Origin of the sequence: Pedobacter heparinus (assembly GCF_032678725.1) — a bacterium.
In the GTDB taxonomy this organism is placed as follows: Bacteria; Bacteroidota; Bacteroidia; order Sphingobacteriales; family Sphingobacteriaceae; genus Pedobacter; species Pedobacter heparinus_A.
Map to the genome: position 1 here is coordinate 275,568 of NZ_JAVTSC010000003.1, position 17,194 is coordinate 292,761.

Annotated in this window: 15 protein-coding genes and 1 tRNA gene; 4 read left to right on the forward strand and 12 right to left on the reverse strand. The window is 40.4% G+C overall.

All coding sequences use genetic code 11. The features are described 5' to 3' along the window. Position 1: 1 nt before the first annotated feature. Positions 2–523 (reverse strand): hypothetical protein, encoded by a 522-nt coding sequence (locus R2Q85_RS06580; RefSeq protein ID WP_316810957.1) that lies wholly within the window; start codon positions 521–523, stop codon positions 2–4. A 130-nt stretch (positions 524–653) separates the two neighbouring features. On the opposite strand from R2Q85_RS06580, the gene R2Q85_RS06585 reads away from it, so the two are divergent. Further along, a complete protein-coding gene (locus R2Q85_RS06585; protein WP_316810958.1) occupies positions 654–1,019 on the forward strand; it encodes a DUF2200 domain-containing protein in 366 nt (121 codons plus the stop codon). A gap of 116 nt (positions 1,020–1,135) precedes the next feature. On the opposite strand, the gene R2Q85_RS06590 is transcribed toward R2Q85_RS06585, so the two are convergent. From R2Q85_RS06590 to R2Q85_RS06640, 11 genes are all read right to left on the reverse strand, one after another. Continuing rightward, on the reverse strand, positions 1,136–2,521 hold the full coding sequence (locus R2Q85_RS06590) for a Gfo/Idh/MocA family oxidoreductase (protein WP_316810959.1): 1,386 nt from the start codon (positions 2,519–2,521) through the stop codon (positions 1,136–1,138). Between the two features lie 160 nt (positions 2,522–2,681). After that, entirely contained in the window at positions 2,682–3,122 is a 441-nt protein-coding gene (locus R2Q85_RS06595) for a hypothetical protein (RefSeq protein ID WP_316810960.1), read from the reverse strand. A gap of 80 nt (positions 3,123–3,202) precedes the next feature. Next, on the reverse strand, positions 3,203–4,723 hold the full coding sequence (locus R2Q85_RS06600) for a DNRLRE domain-containing protein (RefSeq protein ID WP_316810961.1): 1,521 nt from the start codon (positions 4,721–4,723) through the stop codon (positions 3,203–3,205). 219 nt (positions 4,724–4,942) lie between these two features. Then, complete coding sequence (locus R2Q85_RS06605) at positions 4,943–5,782, reverse strand: DUF4397 domain-containing protein (protein WP_316810962.1); 840 nt, start codon at positions 5,780–5,782, stop codon at positions 4,943–4,945. Between the two features lie 40 nt (positions 5,783–5,822). Next, positions 5,823–6,206, reverse strand: coding sequence for a DUF5017 domain-containing protein (locus R2Q85_RS06610; protein ID WP_316810963.1), 384 nt, complete (start codon positions 6,204–6,206; stop codon positions 5,823–5,825). A gap of 19 nt (positions 6,207–6,225) precedes the next feature. Next, a complete protein-coding gene (locus R2Q85_RS06615) occupies positions 6,226–8,055 on the reverse strand; it encodes a RagB/SusD family nutrient uptake outer membrane protein (RefSeq protein WP_316810964.1) in 1,830 nt (609 codons plus the stop codon). 19 nt (positions 8,056–8,074) lie between these two features. Further along, a complete protein-coding gene (locus tag R2Q85_RS06620) occupies positions 8,075–11,497 on the reverse strand; it encodes a TonB-dependent receptor (RefSeq protein ID WP_316810965.1) in 3,423 nt (1,140 codons plus the stop codon). Positions 11,498–11,676: 179 nt separating this feature from the next. Next, on the reverse strand, positions 11,677–12,675 hold the full coding sequence (locus tag R2Q85_RS06625; protein ID WP_316810966.1) for a FecR family protein: 999 nt from the start codon (positions 12,673–12,675) through the stop codon (positions 11,677–11,679). 107 nt (positions 12,676–12,782) lie between these two features. Beyond that, positions 12,783–13,370 (reverse strand): RNA polymerase sigma-70 factor, encoded by a 588-nt coding sequence (locus tag R2Q85_RS06630; RefSeq protein WP_316810967.1) that lies wholly within the window; start codon positions 13,368–13,370, stop codon positions 12,783–12,785. Between the two features lie 415 nt (positions 13,371–13,785). Next, a tRNA-Arg gene (locus tag R2Q85_RS06635) sits at positions 13,786–13,857 on the reverse strand. A 44-nt stretch (positions 13,858–13,901) separates the two neighbouring features. After that, positions 13,902–14,420 (reverse strand): DUF2911 domain-containing protein, encoded by a 519-nt coding sequence (locus R2Q85_RS06640; RefSeq protein WP_316810968.1) that lies wholly within the window; start codon positions 14,418–14,420, stop codon positions 13,902–13,904. Positions 14,421–14,555: 135 nt separating this feature from the next. Between R2Q85_RS06640 and R2Q85_RS06645 the strand changes: the two genes are divergently transcribed. The 3 genes from R2Q85_RS06645 (at position 14,556) to R2Q85_RS06655 (ending at position 17,184) form a co-directional block, all read left to right on the forward strand. Next, positions 14,556–15,845, forward strand: a complete 1,290-nt coding sequence (locus tag R2Q85_RS06645) for a PAS domain S-box protein (RefSeq protein ID WP_316810969.1) — start codon at positions 14,556–14,558, stop codon at positions 15,843–15,845. Positions 15,846–15,907: 62 nt separating this feature from the next. After that, positions 15,908–16,669 (forward strand): glycoside hydrolase domain-containing protein, encoded by a 762-nt coding sequence (locus R2Q85_RS06650; protein WP_316810970.1) that lies wholly within the window; start codon positions 15,908–15,910, stop codon positions 16,667–16,669. 41 nt (positions 16,670–16,710) lie between these two features. Beyond that, positions 16,711–17,184, forward strand: a complete 474-nt coding sequence (locus R2Q85_RS06655) for a TspO/MBR family protein (RefSeq protein ID WP_316810971.1) — start codon at positions 16,711–16,713, stop codon at positions 17,182–17,184. The last annotated feature ends 10 nt before the right edge of the window (positions 17,185–17,194 follow it).

Here is a 17,194-nt window from a genome sequence, read left to right on the forward strand (position 1 = left end):
ATCATTTAATGTTTTTTATCAGTTCTTTCGTTTGCTTTTTTGTTAGTTTGATACTTATTGGAAGGCTTTTTTGCGCGGATTCCCGGAGCTTTTCCAGGTCTGATTTGTCGATACATTGATTGGCCTGTAAATTTCCATCCTGTAAATCAAATTTAATAGGAGCAGATTCCTTTCCTTTGACTTTCGCAGGATTAATTTTTGTATTTATGACCATGAAACAGTCGCTTTCAGCATATTCTGATAAAACAGAAAGGGTGTATTTAGCGGATTTATGTTTTGCAGATACAAATCCAAAAAATCTTTTAAGTGTACTTACACTTATTCTCTTTTTGGTAGTTTCGAAAATCTCTATGGCTATTCTTTTACAATCTGCAGGGCTTACATGATCAATCCCGGCTTTTACTTTGACCCTATTTTTAAGCTCATCATACATGATCTTGTTTCTAAATAAAACAGTGAAAAAATAGAAAAGTTTCTTTCTTTGCTGCTGCAAACAGCGGATCATCCGAAAAAAGAAACTCATCAGTATAATAGAAGTTGCTGAAACAGAAAATCAGTTCAATATTAAATAATCTGTTTAAGCAACAGCTCTGATGTACTTTGATTTTTATGAGTATTTTTGTGTAATGAAGATGTTGTACCTATTATAAAACATGAATACCACGAACACACACAACGAGCGTATTGCTAAAATGATCTTTGGATCGGTCTATCCCATGTATGTTAAAAAGGTGGAGGCAAAAGGGAGAACAGAAAAAGAACTGCTTGAGGTAATCAATTGGCTCACAGGATTTAATGAAGAACAGGTAAGGGATCAGATAGCGCAAAAAGCAACGTTTAAAATTTTCTTTGAAAAGGCTACATTAAATCCTGATGCAGGCCTCATTACCGGAGTCATCTGCGGATATCGTGTTGAGGAGATTCAGAATCCTCTGACACAGCAGGCCAGGTATCTGGATAAGCTGGTAGATGAATTGGCGAAAGGAAGGAAGATGGAAAAGATATTGAGAGGCTCTTAAATTGCCCTAATAAACGATAGAATGGCTACCTACGTTTACTTGCAGGTTTAACCTGTCGCATCCTGCTTTCCCCCTTGGTTGGAAAAATAAACCGTTCTGAAGAGAACGGTTTATTTTTATTTTATATGACTTAACGTAATATCAACCGGCTTATTCGCTTTCCATGAACCACCGGTAAAATCAGGAATATCAATTGAATTGGAACGGTTGGCAACCGAGATTTCGCTTAGTGGCTTAATTACACTCCAGGAAGCGGCATCATACACATCCATATCCAAAGGCAAACCGTTGCGCAAACAATCGATCAGGCGCCAGTCCATCATAAAATCCATACCGCCATGACCGCCTACTTTTTTAGCCATTTCACCTATTTTTTTAACAATAGGCGGCTGATATTTGGCTTCCAGGGCTTTCATTTCCTCAGGCGTTACCCAGTTTAAATGATTGGTGGCAATGCGTGCCGGAAGCGGATATTTTTGAGCAATGGCTTTGGTACCGCTGATGAGGTGCAATCTTGAATAAGGGCGTGGCGAGGTCACATCGTGCTGGATCATGATGGTCTTGCCTTTGCTGGTACGGATGGTGGTTACATTCATGTTGCCACGGAAGCTTTTGCCGGCAAATTCTTTATAAAAATCATCTTTGGCTGCAAGATCCTTAGCCATTGGCGCCATCATAAAATCGTTACTGGATACCGATACCAGGTAATCCATTTTATCGCCACGATTGATGTCCATTACCTGTGCTACCGGACCAAGCCCGTGCGTTGGATATAAATTTCCGCTCTGGTAATTATCTCTCAAACGCCACATGTTCTGGTATTTTTCTTTGGCAAAGTTTTCTTCAAGCAAATCGTGCAGATATGCTCCTTCTGCATGGACTACTTCGCCAAAAAAACCCTGACGTGCCATATTTAAAGTAAGCAGCTCAAAAAAATCATAACAGCAGTTTTCGAGCATCATGCAATGTTTTTTTGTTTTCTCAGAGGTTTCTATCAATTGCCAGCATTCTTCAACTGTTTCGGCGGCTGGCACTTCGACAGCTACATGTTTATCATGTTCCATAGAGAACACGGCCATGGGGGTGTGCAGGTTCCAGGGTGTGGCAATATATATCAGGTCAATGTCGCTGCGTTCGCACACTTTCTTCCATTCATTTTCGGCCCCGCTGTAAAGGTCCGGCTTGTGCGGGGTATTGGCTATTGCTTGTTTGGAAGCTGTTGCTTTTTCAGGTCTGAGATCGCAGATGGCCTTAATTTCTACCCCTTCAATTTTAGCCATCCGTTTTACTGCCGCAGCTCCCCGGTTGCCTACACCGATAAAACCAATGCGGACAGTGGATAAAGCTGGCGCGGCATAACCCGACATATTGAATTTCTGGGTGTGTTTGACGCTGTCTGATACGATCCCGGAGCCTGTTGCCAGGTTCCTGGTACCACATCCTGCCAGTAGTCCGGCTCCTGCGATACCGGTAAGCTTTAAAAAGTCTCTTCTATTGTTCATTTGTGTGTATATTGGTTATGGTTGATATTTTTCTTTAACAACCAAAATAGTGATTTTAATTTTTTTGTGGAACAGATTTATGTGCACAAACGTTTGCGTAAATGGATATATGGTTAAAGCAGCACTGTACGGGGGAATATACAGTGCGCTTTGTTGTTACTTATTCAGGACAATGCGGGCCGTATCCTGTATACGGGCTTCCCATCCGGTTGGTTTCGCCACAGGGTGTTACCGCTCTGACATCAAGATCGTGCCAGCCACATACGGCTTCAGTGTCTAAATAAGGCACATAAGTGGTTGCCAAATAGGCACCATCCTGCTCCCATATATAATATAGTGCATCCGGTACTGCATTTGTTGATACATTTATTGTTCCTGTTATATGAGTAATGCCACCCTGATAATAGAAGGTGGTAAGGGCGTTCGAAAGGTCACATGTATCTGTTTTTAATATAGTTTTTGTGAACTGTGCAGCCGGTTTTACAACTGCTGATGTTTCCTTTGTTTTATAGGCGTTAAAAATTACGAATGCCATCAACAAAGGAATGGCTAAAAGTATTCTTTTGTAGCCGGATGATTTAAATTTATTAAAAATATTCATGGTATAATGGTTAGGTTTTTGCCTACTCTGTTATTGATTTTCGGCTTCCTCGTTTATTGTCCCCCAATTTATTATTGCTGTTAATGATAGATAAATAACTGGGGCCTGTTGGTAGCGGCAGCGTTTTCTTTACTGTAGAAATTACATTGTTTGTCCTGTCCTGCGGTCATATTCAACTGTAATGAAACGATTTTGTCTCCGGCTGCCTGTTCCTGCACATAGCCCGTCACATCAAATTCATGGTATTTGTTCAGGCTATTGACCCAGGTTGATGCGAGCTTGACGTTGACTACCGCAGGTGCATTATTCCAGGTAAGCCCGGTTTCGGTCCATGCATCTCCATTGCCATAACAGTTAATGTTGCAGGTCCCTGTACCTGTGACATTAGAATTTCCAAATACCCGGAGTTTGGCACTTTTAATAGGTTGGGTAATGCTGTTTAAGTCAAATTTAAGATAGGTTTTATAAGAACTGTTTACAGCGGGACTGGCACGCTGTACGATCAATGAAGCGGTGCCATAGTTTACATTCCCGTTAACGCCATCTCTTACATGTGCATCTGCCAAGGCATTGAGTGCAATTGGATAGACGTAGGGAAAAGTAAACATGGTGTGGGAAAACTGTTCATTGGCTACTGTAAGATACTGGTTTAGGTATGGGGAATAGGACTTGGTTTCTACTATATTGAGATCCGGCCTGAATTTGAGTATACGGAGAAATCCTTCTCCCCCATTAGGCTCGCCCTGATAATCTGCCAGGTATAAACGCGTTACATTGCCATTGGTTGTCGCGGTATTGGAGACCCTTGCGCTGATATGGCCGCCGTACATCATGAACAGGTTTGGGCGGTATTTGATTTTATTGTAAAGCAATGAAGCCTGAGAACTAAATGCACCTGATCCGTTGAGAACATAATGCGTTACAACGATTGCTTTTCGTGAGGAATGGGCAGCCAGGATTTCGTCGACCCAGTTATTCAGCGATAATCCATGTGCTTCTGTAGCATCGTATTCTACGTGGATGACGATGAAGTCAATTCCACCAGCTGTAAATAAATCGTAATGGCTATCGTTGTTGTCGCTGCTTGGCCCTAAATAATTACCACCGTAATGGGCGCGGTTGTGGAACTCTGTTCTTCCAAACCTTGCATTGTACTCTGAAGTGGAATTGCCTCCGGGGGTCCCGTTTGGGTATTGATCGTGATTGCCTACGCTTAAACCATAAGGAATTCCTGCAGCTGACAACCTTGAGTACTGAGCTTTTGCTTCGTTCCATTCCGAAACATTATTGCCGTTATCCACAATGTCTCCAAGGCCACCCACATAAACAATGTTCTGACTTGTTTTATTGGCAATGATCCAATCGATTTGCTTGACAAACATGGAATAGGCACCTCCATGGCTATCTTCATCCATATAATACTGCGTGTCTGGTATAAAAATAACGGTAAAATCCGTTGCTGCAGCAGCCTGGAGTGATGTCTGTGCTTGTGTGACAGACTGTTTACTGGGGCTAGCGGATTCAAGTGACTGTATGTTGTCACCCTTTTTGCATTGTGAAAAACATAATGCTATAGTTAAAAACAGGAATACTTTTTTCATTTCTAAATAGATTAGGTTAATGATGATATTTTCTCTAATTTCTGTGGCAGGTAATACGAAGGAATTGTAAAATAGAGGCGTCTGTTAAACCAATAAACAGACGCGCTCTGAAAGCGGCACACCATTACTGCTGAAGCGGCATTTGTATCCCTCAGCACCAAAGAATTGGGTACTTCATACCTGTAATGGCTGCCTGTACGTTTAATTCACTAATCCTAGCTAGGGATTGTTTTCAATTAATTTTAATCCAAGTGTTGAGGGTACGATAGTACCCCCCAAATTTCCACCGGGAGAGCCTGTTATGTAAAGCGTATACAACTTATCCGCATCCAATGTGCCTGCTACATTAATCAGGACAGGACTCCCTGTAACAAGTGTATAGGGCAAAACACTTCCTCTGAAACTGACATTTCCAGGTCGCAGGGTAACAAAATCCGATCCGATATCCGCCAGGTTAAAAGTGAGGTATTCTACATCGGGATAAGGGCCCGGGCCGTTTATCCGAATAAATGTAGCACCTTTAGTGCCGCCACTTGCCCTGATCAGATTACCGGTTGTTGCTGCGTTAACACAGCGCACCTTTGCTGTTCCTGATGCCGGAATACTGGTATTGTTGTCTTCAGTTATGATCAGTTTTTTAATGTCTGCTGCTTGCAGCAGCTCATTGTTGCTATTAAAAATCCCGCTCTGGAGTTCTTTTACAAAAACGGAATACTGATGACCTTCCCTAATGTTTAAGGTAGTATCTGCTACAACAGCAGTTCCTTTTTTAACCTCAATTTTCTTCGTAGTTCCTGCACCAGTAGAAAAATAAGCCGATGCCAGTGGATAGGTAATTCCCTGAATATTAATCTTGGTACCATCAACATACAAATCCAAAAGCGACATGGAAGAGATTTCAGAACTGTGTACTAATCTTATCGACGTAACACCAGGTACCATAGCTTCAGTTTTGCCATTATCTTCCTTTTCACAAGAAGTTATTAAGACGGAGATGAACAGGAATGCTGCCCATACAGATATCTGTGGTTTTCTTATTTTTATATTAAAAATTCTCATAATTGCTATTTCTTAACGGAAAGACGAACTCCCATTTTAATTAATCAGTAATAGTTAGGGTTAACTCCCGTACTGTCTCTTTTTTGTCAGTAACGTTTGTATTGGCTGCAACAAAATGTACTTTGTAAGTTCCTGATTTGATAAATGTATAGATATATTCCCGCTTGGGAAGGGTTGTTCCACCTTGTATCGGGATACTTATATTCAGACTAACATCCCTGAGTGCATAGTTATAACCAACTTCCCCGGAATAAAAGGATAGTGATTGTGGATCTCCCAGTAAATTAAACACTACAGGTTTCCCCTTCTGATAAGTAGTTTGTTCAGTTGTCACCTCAAATTCCGGCATTGCAAGTTCCAGCTTTTTACTGCAGGAGGTAAATAATAAGGTGCACAATAAGATATTGATATAGATATATTTCATGTTCAGTTTATATTTAAAATTACCAACCTGGGTTTTGTACAAGTTTCTGATTCAGTGCTATTTCATGAGTTGGGATGGGATAAAGTAAATGTCTTTCCGTGACCCTTTCATAGGTTGACCACCACCAAACTGCAGGCAATGGCGCATTTGCATGATCGGCTTTCATCATTTCTAAAGTTTGCTTCATTTCCGCAATAAAAATACCCCAGCGGATCAGGTCTGGTTTGCGCAAGGCTTCCCAATTCAGTTCTCTCATTCTTTCATTTTGAAGAAACCCTAGAAATGCTGCTTTAGTTGAAGTAAAAGCAGCAGGAACTGCTGCATCTGCAGGGGTAAAAATGGTAGCAATTGCCGTAGCACCTGTACCGCCACCACCGGTTATTGTTATAGTTGGGGCAGTGCTGTAACTACCTCTTGTAAATTGATAACCGTGCAGTTGCTCACCAGTCAGGGTAATACCGGTAACTGTGTTTGCCGTTGATCTTGTCGCTGTTCCTATAGCGGTATTCCCGCCAATGCCTGCGGAGAAGGTTACGGTTGGTACTGTCGTATAGCCACTGCCTCCATTTACAATTCTGATTTCTTTAACACCTGTAGACCAGGCTCTTCTTCTTACTTTGTTTAGAGCCTCAATTGCTGAAGGGGTAGGCCCGTTATTGACCTCGTTTTCTGCTTCTGCATACATGAGCATAACGTCTGATAAACGCAAAATAGGGAAATTGATGGGAGTGTTATAACTTTGTTTAGGCAGTACGACTTCAAATTCCCTCCTGAATTTTGCCGGATATCTTGCATATTTTAAGGTGTTGTTTGCTGGAATTGCTAAAATTGCTTTGGTGCCATTTGATGCATAGTTAAACGTAGTGATGTTCCAATCCTTTCGCATATCCCCATCTTCATACTTATTGTATAATTTGGCCGTTGGTCGGATAAAGTTATAAGTTACGCCAATTGCAGCTGTACCTGGAATACCTATTGAACTGCCAATATTTCCAAATCTACCGTTGCTGTTGCTGTTGTTTCCGTAAATTTCTGCCTCCCATATACTTTCTCTGACATCATATTTATCGGCACTGTAATTGATAAAAATATCTGCATAGTCGGGGTTTAGCTGGTGGATAGGGTCGTCCATGACCATTTTTGCCCATTTACTGGCTTCAGCATACCTGGATGTATTTTTTAGAGGATATCCAGCCATGTACAGGTTAACCCTTGCAAGGATACCACGCACAGCAGATTTATTTACTCTCCCTCCAAAACCTACAGTTTGTATTGGAAGAACCAAGCTTTCGGAAGTTTCCATATCAGTCAAGATCTGGCTGTACACCTCAGCAATTGACGATTGTTTCACCTGACTTCCTTCTGGTGAAACAGTTGGCGTTGTAAGCAGCGGCACCGGACCAAAATTCTGCACCAAAAGAAAATAGCAGTATGCCCTTAAAAATAATGCTTCACCGCGGATCACATTTCTTTTGTTTTCGTCCATAGCAGGCTTGTTGATATTGGCCAGTAAAGAATTGGCCCGGTCAATAGAGGTATATAGCTCTCTCCAAAAAGTAGCCAGCTCTGGATCACCGGTATCATGGTTATTGGTACGCATTCCCGGCTCATCACGGGCATGGAGCCCTTCATCTGCCATCATATTCATTCTTGAGCTATAAACATGGGCATATACATTTCTTGAATATAAAGGACTATATATACCATTTAGCGCAAGGTTTAAATGCTCTTCAGTTTGGTAATAGTTTTCAGGAGAAATAAAACCTTTAGGCTCTTTATCCAGAAACTTCTGACAAGCGCTGATGCTTAACACGGCAACTGCCAGAAAAAAATAAGTGATTTGTTTCATATCTATTTCTTTTATGAATCTAAAATGTTGCGTTAATGCCAAATACAATGGTCTGTGCATGTGGATAGGCAGAATAGTCAAACCCTTGTGTCAAAGCAGAATTCTTAACAGAAACCTCTGGGTCAAGCCCAGAATATTTTGTCCAGGTGGCTAAATTTTGCGCTGAAGCATTGATAGATAAGTTACTTAAATATAGCTTCTTAACATATTTTGACGGGATTTGATAGCCCAAAGAAACCGTTTTTAACCGTAAATAAGAGCCATCTTCAATAACCCTTGATGAGCCCATAGCTGTTGGGCCCTCCCCCCCTACTCTAAAATATTTATTGCTTGGGTTTTCCGGTGTCCAGCGATCTGCCCAGGTAGCAAATTGATTGGTATGGTAACTGTACTGAGAATTTCCTTCAAATACCAAACGGTTACCATTGAAGATGTCATTTCCATAAGACCATTGTAAAAACACATTCAGGCTCAATCCTTTATAAGAGAAATTATTGGAAAAACCACCAGTATGCACAGGTTCTGGTCTGCCGATAATGGTCTGGTCAAAACCATTTACGACTAGATCTCCGGTAAGATCTTTGTATTTGATATCCCCCGGTCTGATGGTACCCCGGGTATCACCATTTGTAGTAATTGAGGGTTTGAGGTTATACACGCCTGGTTGCGGATTGTCGAAATCCTTATATTGATACACGCCATCAAATACATAACCATGGAAAAGAGAAATCGGCTGGCCAACTTTTGCAGCCCATAAACTTGGTGCAGGAGTAAAACCTCCGCTTACATTGGAAAAAAGAGTATTTGATTCTGTTAATTCTAAGATCTTGCTTTTGTTAAAACTGATATTAAAATTACTTTTCCAGGTAAATGACGGGGTTTGTATATTTACTGTATTCAGGGTAAATTCAAGGCCTTGATTCTGTAACTTACCGATATTTTTAAACGTAGTTGCATATCCTGTAAAATAAGGAATTTCTGCTTCGAGCAACAGATCGTTGGTTCTTCTGCGGTAAACCTCTGCTGTTAACTCTAACCTGTTTTTAAACAATCCTAGATCATAAGCAATGTTGGTCAGGGCTGTGCTTTCCCACTTCAAGTTCCGGTTACCCAATTCACTCAGTCTGGCAGAAGTAACAGGAAATTGATTATTAAAGGATGCCCCATTTGCTGCGTTGTCAAATGCGATACGATTGTAGATGTCATAATAACCTATCCGGTTGTTGCCGTTCGCACCATAGCTAAACCTTAGTTTTGAGTTTGAGACAAAAGGCAGCGCTTTCATAAAATTTTCCTCGCTCATGTTCCAGGCAGCAGCGGCTGCTGGAAAATAGCCCCAGCGGTTTCCATCAAAAAATTTTGAAGATCCATCTGAGCGCATACTAAAGGTAAAAAGGTATTTGGATTTATAATTGTAATCCACACGTCCAAAATAGGACATGAGCGAGCTCTCGCCACCACTTGCCGCAATAGCAGATGGAGTCCCTTCATCGAGGCCCAACATGCCTAGCTGTTCATTTGGCAATCGCTGGGCACTTCCCCCGTAAGTATTGGTATTTATTCCTTCAAAAGAAAGCCCACCCAAAACAGTTAATTTATGATCTTTATTAAAGGTCTTGGTATAGGTTAGTGTATTGTCATTGTTCCAGGTATTGTTTTCTGCAAAAGAAATGCTGCCGTTTACTCCATTAGGATTGGCAGGAGTAACTGCCCCACGTGGTGTCAGGGAATTATAAAATGCCTCTCCCTTTATGATCCGCCTGCGACTTCCGCCCCGAAGGTTTAATACTAAATTTTCATTGATATTATAAGTAAAATAAGCATTGGAGGTAAGATCGCTTGTTCTGGTGACATTATGTGTATTCTGCGCTGTAATTACAGGATTTATCCGCACTGTATTCACACCAACAGGCATGTCGGGGTCCAGCAGTTCTTCAATAAGTTCCTGATTTCCATCAGCTGAAACAGGGCGATAGCCATACACATTTGCAAATATGTAATTCGAAACACTGGATGTACCGGTGTTTGCTGCTGCTGCCACACCATAAGAGGAAGCATTACTGTAATTTGCATTAATACCTACCTTAATTTTTTTGCTGATGTCCTGATCTAATGAAAAGCGACCCACATAACGGTTATAGCCAGAATTGATCATCAATGCATCCTGATCATTCAGTGTACCTGAAATTGAATACCTGGTCTGTTCAGTCCCTCCTCTTACTGCCAGGTTATGATTTTGCATCAAGCCTCTTCTAAAAATTAAATCCTGCCAATCAATACCCGGTATATTTTTATATGAATCCAATGTCTTTCCATTCGTAAAATATACTTCTGCTGCAATTGCTGCATTGGTCATTTCTGTCTGCGTTTTTACAAATTCATAGGGGCTAAGCAATTCCATCTGTTTTCTCAATTCCTGGATACCAACAGAGGTGTTAAATGTAACAACAGGCTTGCCTACCTTTCCTTTCTTGGTCTGGATCACAATTACCCCATTTGATCCCCTAGACCCATATACAGATGTACTAGAAGCATCCTTCAGCACTGTGATGGATTCGATATCTTCCGGATTTAGAGAATTGCTGTCAAAGTTTTCCATAGCAAAGCCATCAATTACGTATAACGGGTCGGTATTTTGAGTTAATGAACCGGAACCCCTGATCACAATATTTTGCTGACTTCCAGGCTGCCCGTCATTTGTTGAAACCTGAACACCAGCTACCCGACCGGCAAGTGCTTCAGTAAAAGTAAAAACAGGAGCTTTTGCAAGATCTGCCATTACAACTTGTCCGACGGAGCCTGTAAGATCCTTCTTGGTAGTTGTGCCATAACCGATGACCACGACTTCGTTCAACCCTTTATCATCGGTTGCCAGGCTCACATTATAGCTACCTGCACCAGAAAAACTGATTTCCTGTTTAACATATCCTATAAAGGATATAACCAATATACCCGTACTCTGCTGAGCATTAAGGGTATAAGTACCGTCCTGTGCTGTAACAGCCCCATTGGTAGTACCTTTAACCAGTATATTAACACCAGGAATAGGCATCCCCTTCTCATCAGTGATTTTACCCCGTAGCACTACCGGAGGTGCAAGCTCAGTCCCTGTATCCTCCAGAGCAGCTGCTTTTTTGATAATGAGTACATTTGACCCGATTTCTTCATAAGTAAGACTAGTGTTGCTGAACAGTTCCTTAAGTACGTCGTCCAGTTTCTGGTTGCTTTTCTGATAGGTAATATTTTTAAAGCCCGCAATGTCCTCGCTTTTATAAGTAAAGCGAATACTGGTTTTTTTTTCTATTTGCTTAAGGGTCTCTTTCAGACTTATCTGCCGTAGTTCCAGGGAGACGACAATCTTATTCAGACCCTGCCCTACTAAAGTGTTTGCCTGAAGCAATCCGCTAAGCGTTAAAAAGCATATCAGATAAAAAAGTTTCATAATAGCAAACTTGTATGTAAAGATTAAATGCATAGTTTTGAATGGTTTTTAATAATTCTCGAATGGGTTATTAATTAATCGTAATACCGTTCTCCGGCTGGTACCCGGGAACGGTTTTTTATTTTAGGTGGTTCTTCTCATTAATTAATCTTTTAGTTAGGATTCTGTTAGTTGTCTGGTTATTTTATCAGGTATTGGTTGTTTTTTATTTCAAGCTTTGCATCTGTTAAACGACAGAGGATTTCCAATGCCTTTTCGGCACCGATGTCACGGTTAAAAGAGGTGGTTACCAGTAAATTTTTTAGCTGACCGTTCATTACAATGATCTCTGTATTGTAAACACGTTCCATATCGCCAATGATGTCAGCAAAATTTTCATCCTCATAAGCTAAATATCCGTATTGCCAGGATCCTGCGTTATTGTTATCATTTAGTTTATCAGCCAGCTGGTGTACGTTCTTTTTATCGATCTTAACTTCCTGTCCTTTAACCAGCGTAGAAACTACCTTATCCTGCTTTAATACCTGAACTTTACCTCGCTTAACAGATACAGTGATGTGCTGTTGCCCTTCATAGGCTTTAACATTAAAGGCGGTGCCGAGCACTACAGTAGTCACATCACCGGTGTGGATAATAAACGGAATTTTATCAGCATGCTTAACATCAAAATAAGCCTCGCCATTAAGGTAAACCTCACGTTTTTTGTCATCAAACTTTTCAGGATAGTTAATTGTACTGGATGCATTAAGCCAAACCTGGGTACTGTCACTTAGTAATAAAAACTTATGTTCTGCCCTTTCCGTAAATTTTTGTACCACAGAAACTTCAACAACATCAGTTTTAAATTTCAAAAACATTATTCCCGCAGCAGCAATTACAAAAAAACAGGCAGCGGCAATCCATATGGGTAGATTTCGTTTTTTAATCCTTAACTGTGGTGCTTCAATTTCCGGTTCATATAACCAGTCGGGTTCCCGGAGTACCAGTTTGCCTGCTTCATCTATATAGGTAAGCGATGGATTATTTTTTTTAATTTCGTCATATACCCGCTTAATCAAGTCATTAAGTTCTTTATCATCCTTTGCAGCATTAATGATCTGAAAAAATTCATCCAGCTCTTTCCTGGTCGATTTGTTCGTATAGTACTGCATGAAAAGGTAGGTGATGCGGTCGTTCATCTTAAGCTTTTAATATATAGTAGCTTAAGGGAGAGGTAACTTCCTATTGCGGTTTAACGGTTTTTACAAGAAAAAACATAAGTCACTGAAAATCAGACAAAAAAAATTTAGTTCCAATTGGTCATAATCATGACTACAATGGTTTTAAAGGCAAGGTCAAAAAACTTACGGATAGTTTTGCTGGCAGAAGACAAATGGTTTTTTACCGTATGTTGTGAGATATTCATTTCATCGGCAATGTCTTTATAAGTTTTACCTTCTGTGGTTTTTAACAGGTAAACTTGTTTTCTTTTTGCCGGCAACTGTGCTATAGCTAAAGCCAGAATGGAATCAAATTCCCTTGCTTCGATTTTTGCGGTACCATCCTCAGCCAGGTCTTTCAGTCCAAACCATATTTTTTCTTTTAAACGGTCATCTGCTGCAACCTTGCGTAAATACTTAATTACCTTAAACCGGGTAATGCGGAAAAGATAAGCTTCTATATTGTTGATTTCATGAACTTTATCTCGCATGGTCCATAAAGCCAGAAATACTTCCTGAATGATGTCTTTGGCCACATAATCATCTTTTGTTAACCGCAGAGCAAGTGTGTATAACGGATACTCATAAGTTTTGAATAAATCGCTAAAAACCAATTCAGTTGTTTTGTCCTTATTGAGGGCAACGTTTAGTGCTATTTTTTCTGACCTGATCATGTACCCTATGGATTTTACAATAAGTTTTTAATGTTTGGATTACAATAAACAATATTAAAGTGTACGTACACGAATTAAAACCAAGATATGAAATATTTTGAAATAAAAGAAAATATTGATAGTCCTTTATATATATGTGATATCAATGTATTAACCATAATGCAAATATACCTTGTAAAGAGGTAGCTGCCCAATGAAGGCGAGCCTCAATAAGGGCTGATTAAGGGCTGGCTTGGGGTTTGCTGGGATTGAGGTACCTTTAAGCCCAGCAAACCCCAAACCAAGGTGCACTAAAGCCTTTTTCAGCCCAATATTAGAACTTATTGTCCTGACTAATAATTATAAATGAAAACCAGTATGAATTATTCATAAAATAAGGATTCAATATTGTAAACAATATTGAATCCTCAAAGCGTGTTCCCGAAGGGATTCGAACCCCCATCTTTAGAACCGGAATCTAAAATTCTATCCATTGAACTACGGAAACAGGAGCGCAAATATATGGATTCATTTGATTAAATCCACATCAAATTACTTTACCGTAAATGGAACACTCAGATCACCCCATACCAGGGCTACTTTTCCAGCTTTATCAATGGTAAAAACCATCTTCTCTGTAAAGGAAGCTGATTTTCCTGGCTTAACAGTTACGCGTAACGCATCCTCTGCTTCGCTATATTCTGTACCTGGTTTTTGCCATTTTTTGTTAAAAATAAATGTCCATTCCTTTGCACCTGGAATAGAATGCAGGGCATATTTACCGGCAGCGAGCGCTTTTCCCTCAATTTTTACAGCTCTAGTTACCTCAAATATGGTCGCTTCATTGGCTCCTGTACGCCAAACTTTTCCATCATACGGGGCAATTTCCTTACCGATGGTACGGCCTTTTACCGAAGGCTGGCTGTAATCAATAGTGACAACCACCCCCGAATTGAGTGTTTCTTTTGCTACTGCAGGCGGACTTGCCCTTTTACTTTTGTCCTGTTGAGCCGAAACAGTGAAGGTTGTGAACAACAGGGCTACCCATGTTAATGCAATTATCTTTTTCATATCTGTACTTTTTACCCTAAGATACTAATCCATATGATAAATCAGCAAAAATTTATGCCAACAGATTTTGATCTCATCATATATTTCGATAAATTCAATCACTGTATGATCAGCTGATGTTAATATTTACCAGTTATGTTCGATCAAAATGTATTGCTTGTTATAGAAAATAGTCCGGGTCCTGATGAAAACTTCATCAGCCAGCTATTAAACATAGGATACCGGCAAAATCAGATCATTTCGTCCCCGGCACAAAAAATTCGTCCTGCTGACTATGAAGTCATCATCCTGTTTACAGAAGATATGCGGCACTCTTCCGCGCTTGTTCAAAAACTAAGCGTTGATTTTCCAGATGTCCCCTTAATTGTGATTGCTGATACCACGGCCGCTGATCCCGTATTGCCATTTGGTGCGGATGACTGGCTGCTTAAATCCTGGCTGCAACCCTTGTTGTTAAAAAAAACCATACAGCTGGCTGTTGAACGGAAGAAAAGCACCTATAATTACCTGCGCATATTCAGGGAGAACCCAAGCCCTATGTATATATATGAAAAGGATACTTTTAACTTTCTGGAAGCAAATACAGCTGCTCTGCGGCAATATGGGTACAGCAGGAAAGAGTTTCTGGAACTCAACGCAAAAGACATCCGGCCGGCTGATGAACTGGAAGCTTTTTACAAAATCAATGAAGAATTGCCTGCGGCCTATTCAAATGCAGGAATCTGGCAGCACACCCGTAAAAATGGTGAAAATTTTTATGTGCATATATTTACTCATCAGATCTTATTTGCAGGCAAAACCTGCAAACTGGTTATGGCCATTGATATTGATAAGGCCGTAAAAACTGAAAATGCCCTTAAGAAAAAAGCAAGAGAAATAGAAAACATCCTGGAGAGCATTACAGATGGTTTTTTTACGGTAAACAAAAACTGGGAACTGACTTATATCAATAAAGCGTTTGAAAAGATCATTCAGACAAACAGGGCAGATATTATTGGTAAGAACTTATGGGAATGCTTTCCTGAAGCCAGGGAACTTGACTATTCTCAACTTTACAAAAAAGCGTTATCAGAAAATGTCCCGGTTCATTTTGAAGAATTCTATCCGCCATTAAACATCTGGCTCTCCGTTAATGCCTATCCTACGGATACGGGCCTGGCTGTTTATTTTACCGACAATACAGCGCAGCAGAATTATCAGCGTAAAATTGAAGTCCAAAACAGGCAGTTTAAAGAAATTGCCTGGGTTCAGGCGCACCAGATCCGAGGGCCTGTATCTAATTTACTTGGGCTGGTAGATCTCTTTAATATCGAACCCGACGATCCTGACAACCTGGAACTTCTGGCACGTGTTAAACATACAGCTATACAGATGGACGAGTCTATCCAGGAAATTGTTTACCTGACCCGGAAAATTGAGCCATAAAAAGTATAAAAACGCTTAAAATGTTTTACTTTTAAAAATCTTTACTTTTCCATATTTTTCTGATGAAACGAACAATTGCTTTATTATCCGTTATGCTCCTTGTTAACAGCATACAAGCACAGGAAGTTGAGGCTTCTTATCCCCCGCTTACCGTTAAGGGAAACAGCATCTATCTTCCAGGTAAACAACTGGACCTGAACGCAGATGGTTTCCCGGCAATGGTCCAGACTTCGTTTAAACTGGTCACTGAGCCCATTCATTTTCACCTGCCCCGACTGGTTAACCACAAAGATATTAAATTTAAAAGCGGGGCACTCGATATTTCAAAACCGACACCAGATAAAGTAAACTGGATGGTAAATAACACATCTGACAGCCTTGACATGGAGGTTAAAGGCAGTTTGAACTTGCATGGAATGATGATTTATGTAGTTAAAATTACAGCGCTGAACGACATTGACCTGGAAAATATCAGGTTACACATTCCCTTTACACCCGAAGCGGCGAAATATGTAAAAGGACTTAACCAGAAGGGTGATGAACGTGATCCGGCAATTGACTGGAAATGGAGTGCTACCGGGAAAAAAGAGGCTAAGGTATGGATTGGTAATCCCGCAGGAGGCCTGCTTTATACGCTGGAGAATAATGGCTATAAAAATACACCGGCATCCTGGTCAAACGGCGATAAGGGAGGTGTTCATATTGAGCAGAAAGGGAAAGCCATTCTGGCCGATAATTACAGTGGTGAACGTCACCTGAAAAAGGGAGATGTATTGTATTATAACTTTAATATGTCAATTACTGCCCACCAAAATACAAAATAACAAACAGTTTATGCTGGTCTTTGTTGTTTAGGAAATTACATATGAAATTTAATCCTGTTGCCTTCATCATTAACATTGCCATACCACTTGCTGTCGGCGCAATCGGGGCATTTTTTACGGCAAGTTCTGTAAAAACCTGGTATGTAACACTGGCAAAACCTTCCTTTAACCCGCCAAATGAAATTTTTGCACCGGTCTGGACCAGCCTGTATATTTTGATGGGCATTTCAGCCTACCTGGTATGGCAAAAAAGGCATACCATTACACAGTTCCCCCGTACCATCGCCATTTACCTGATACAGCTGGTTTTAAACCTCATGTGGTCTTTTATCTTCTTTTATGCTCATCAACTTGGTGTAGCCTTGTTTGAGATTATCGCTTTACTTCTTGCAGTGATCATAAACGCATGGGTATTCTATAAGATCAATAAAGTAGCTGGCCTGCTTTTTATTCCTTACATTTTATGGGTCAGTTTTGCAACTGTACTTACTTATAATATCTTCATTTTGAACTAATTTCCCTATT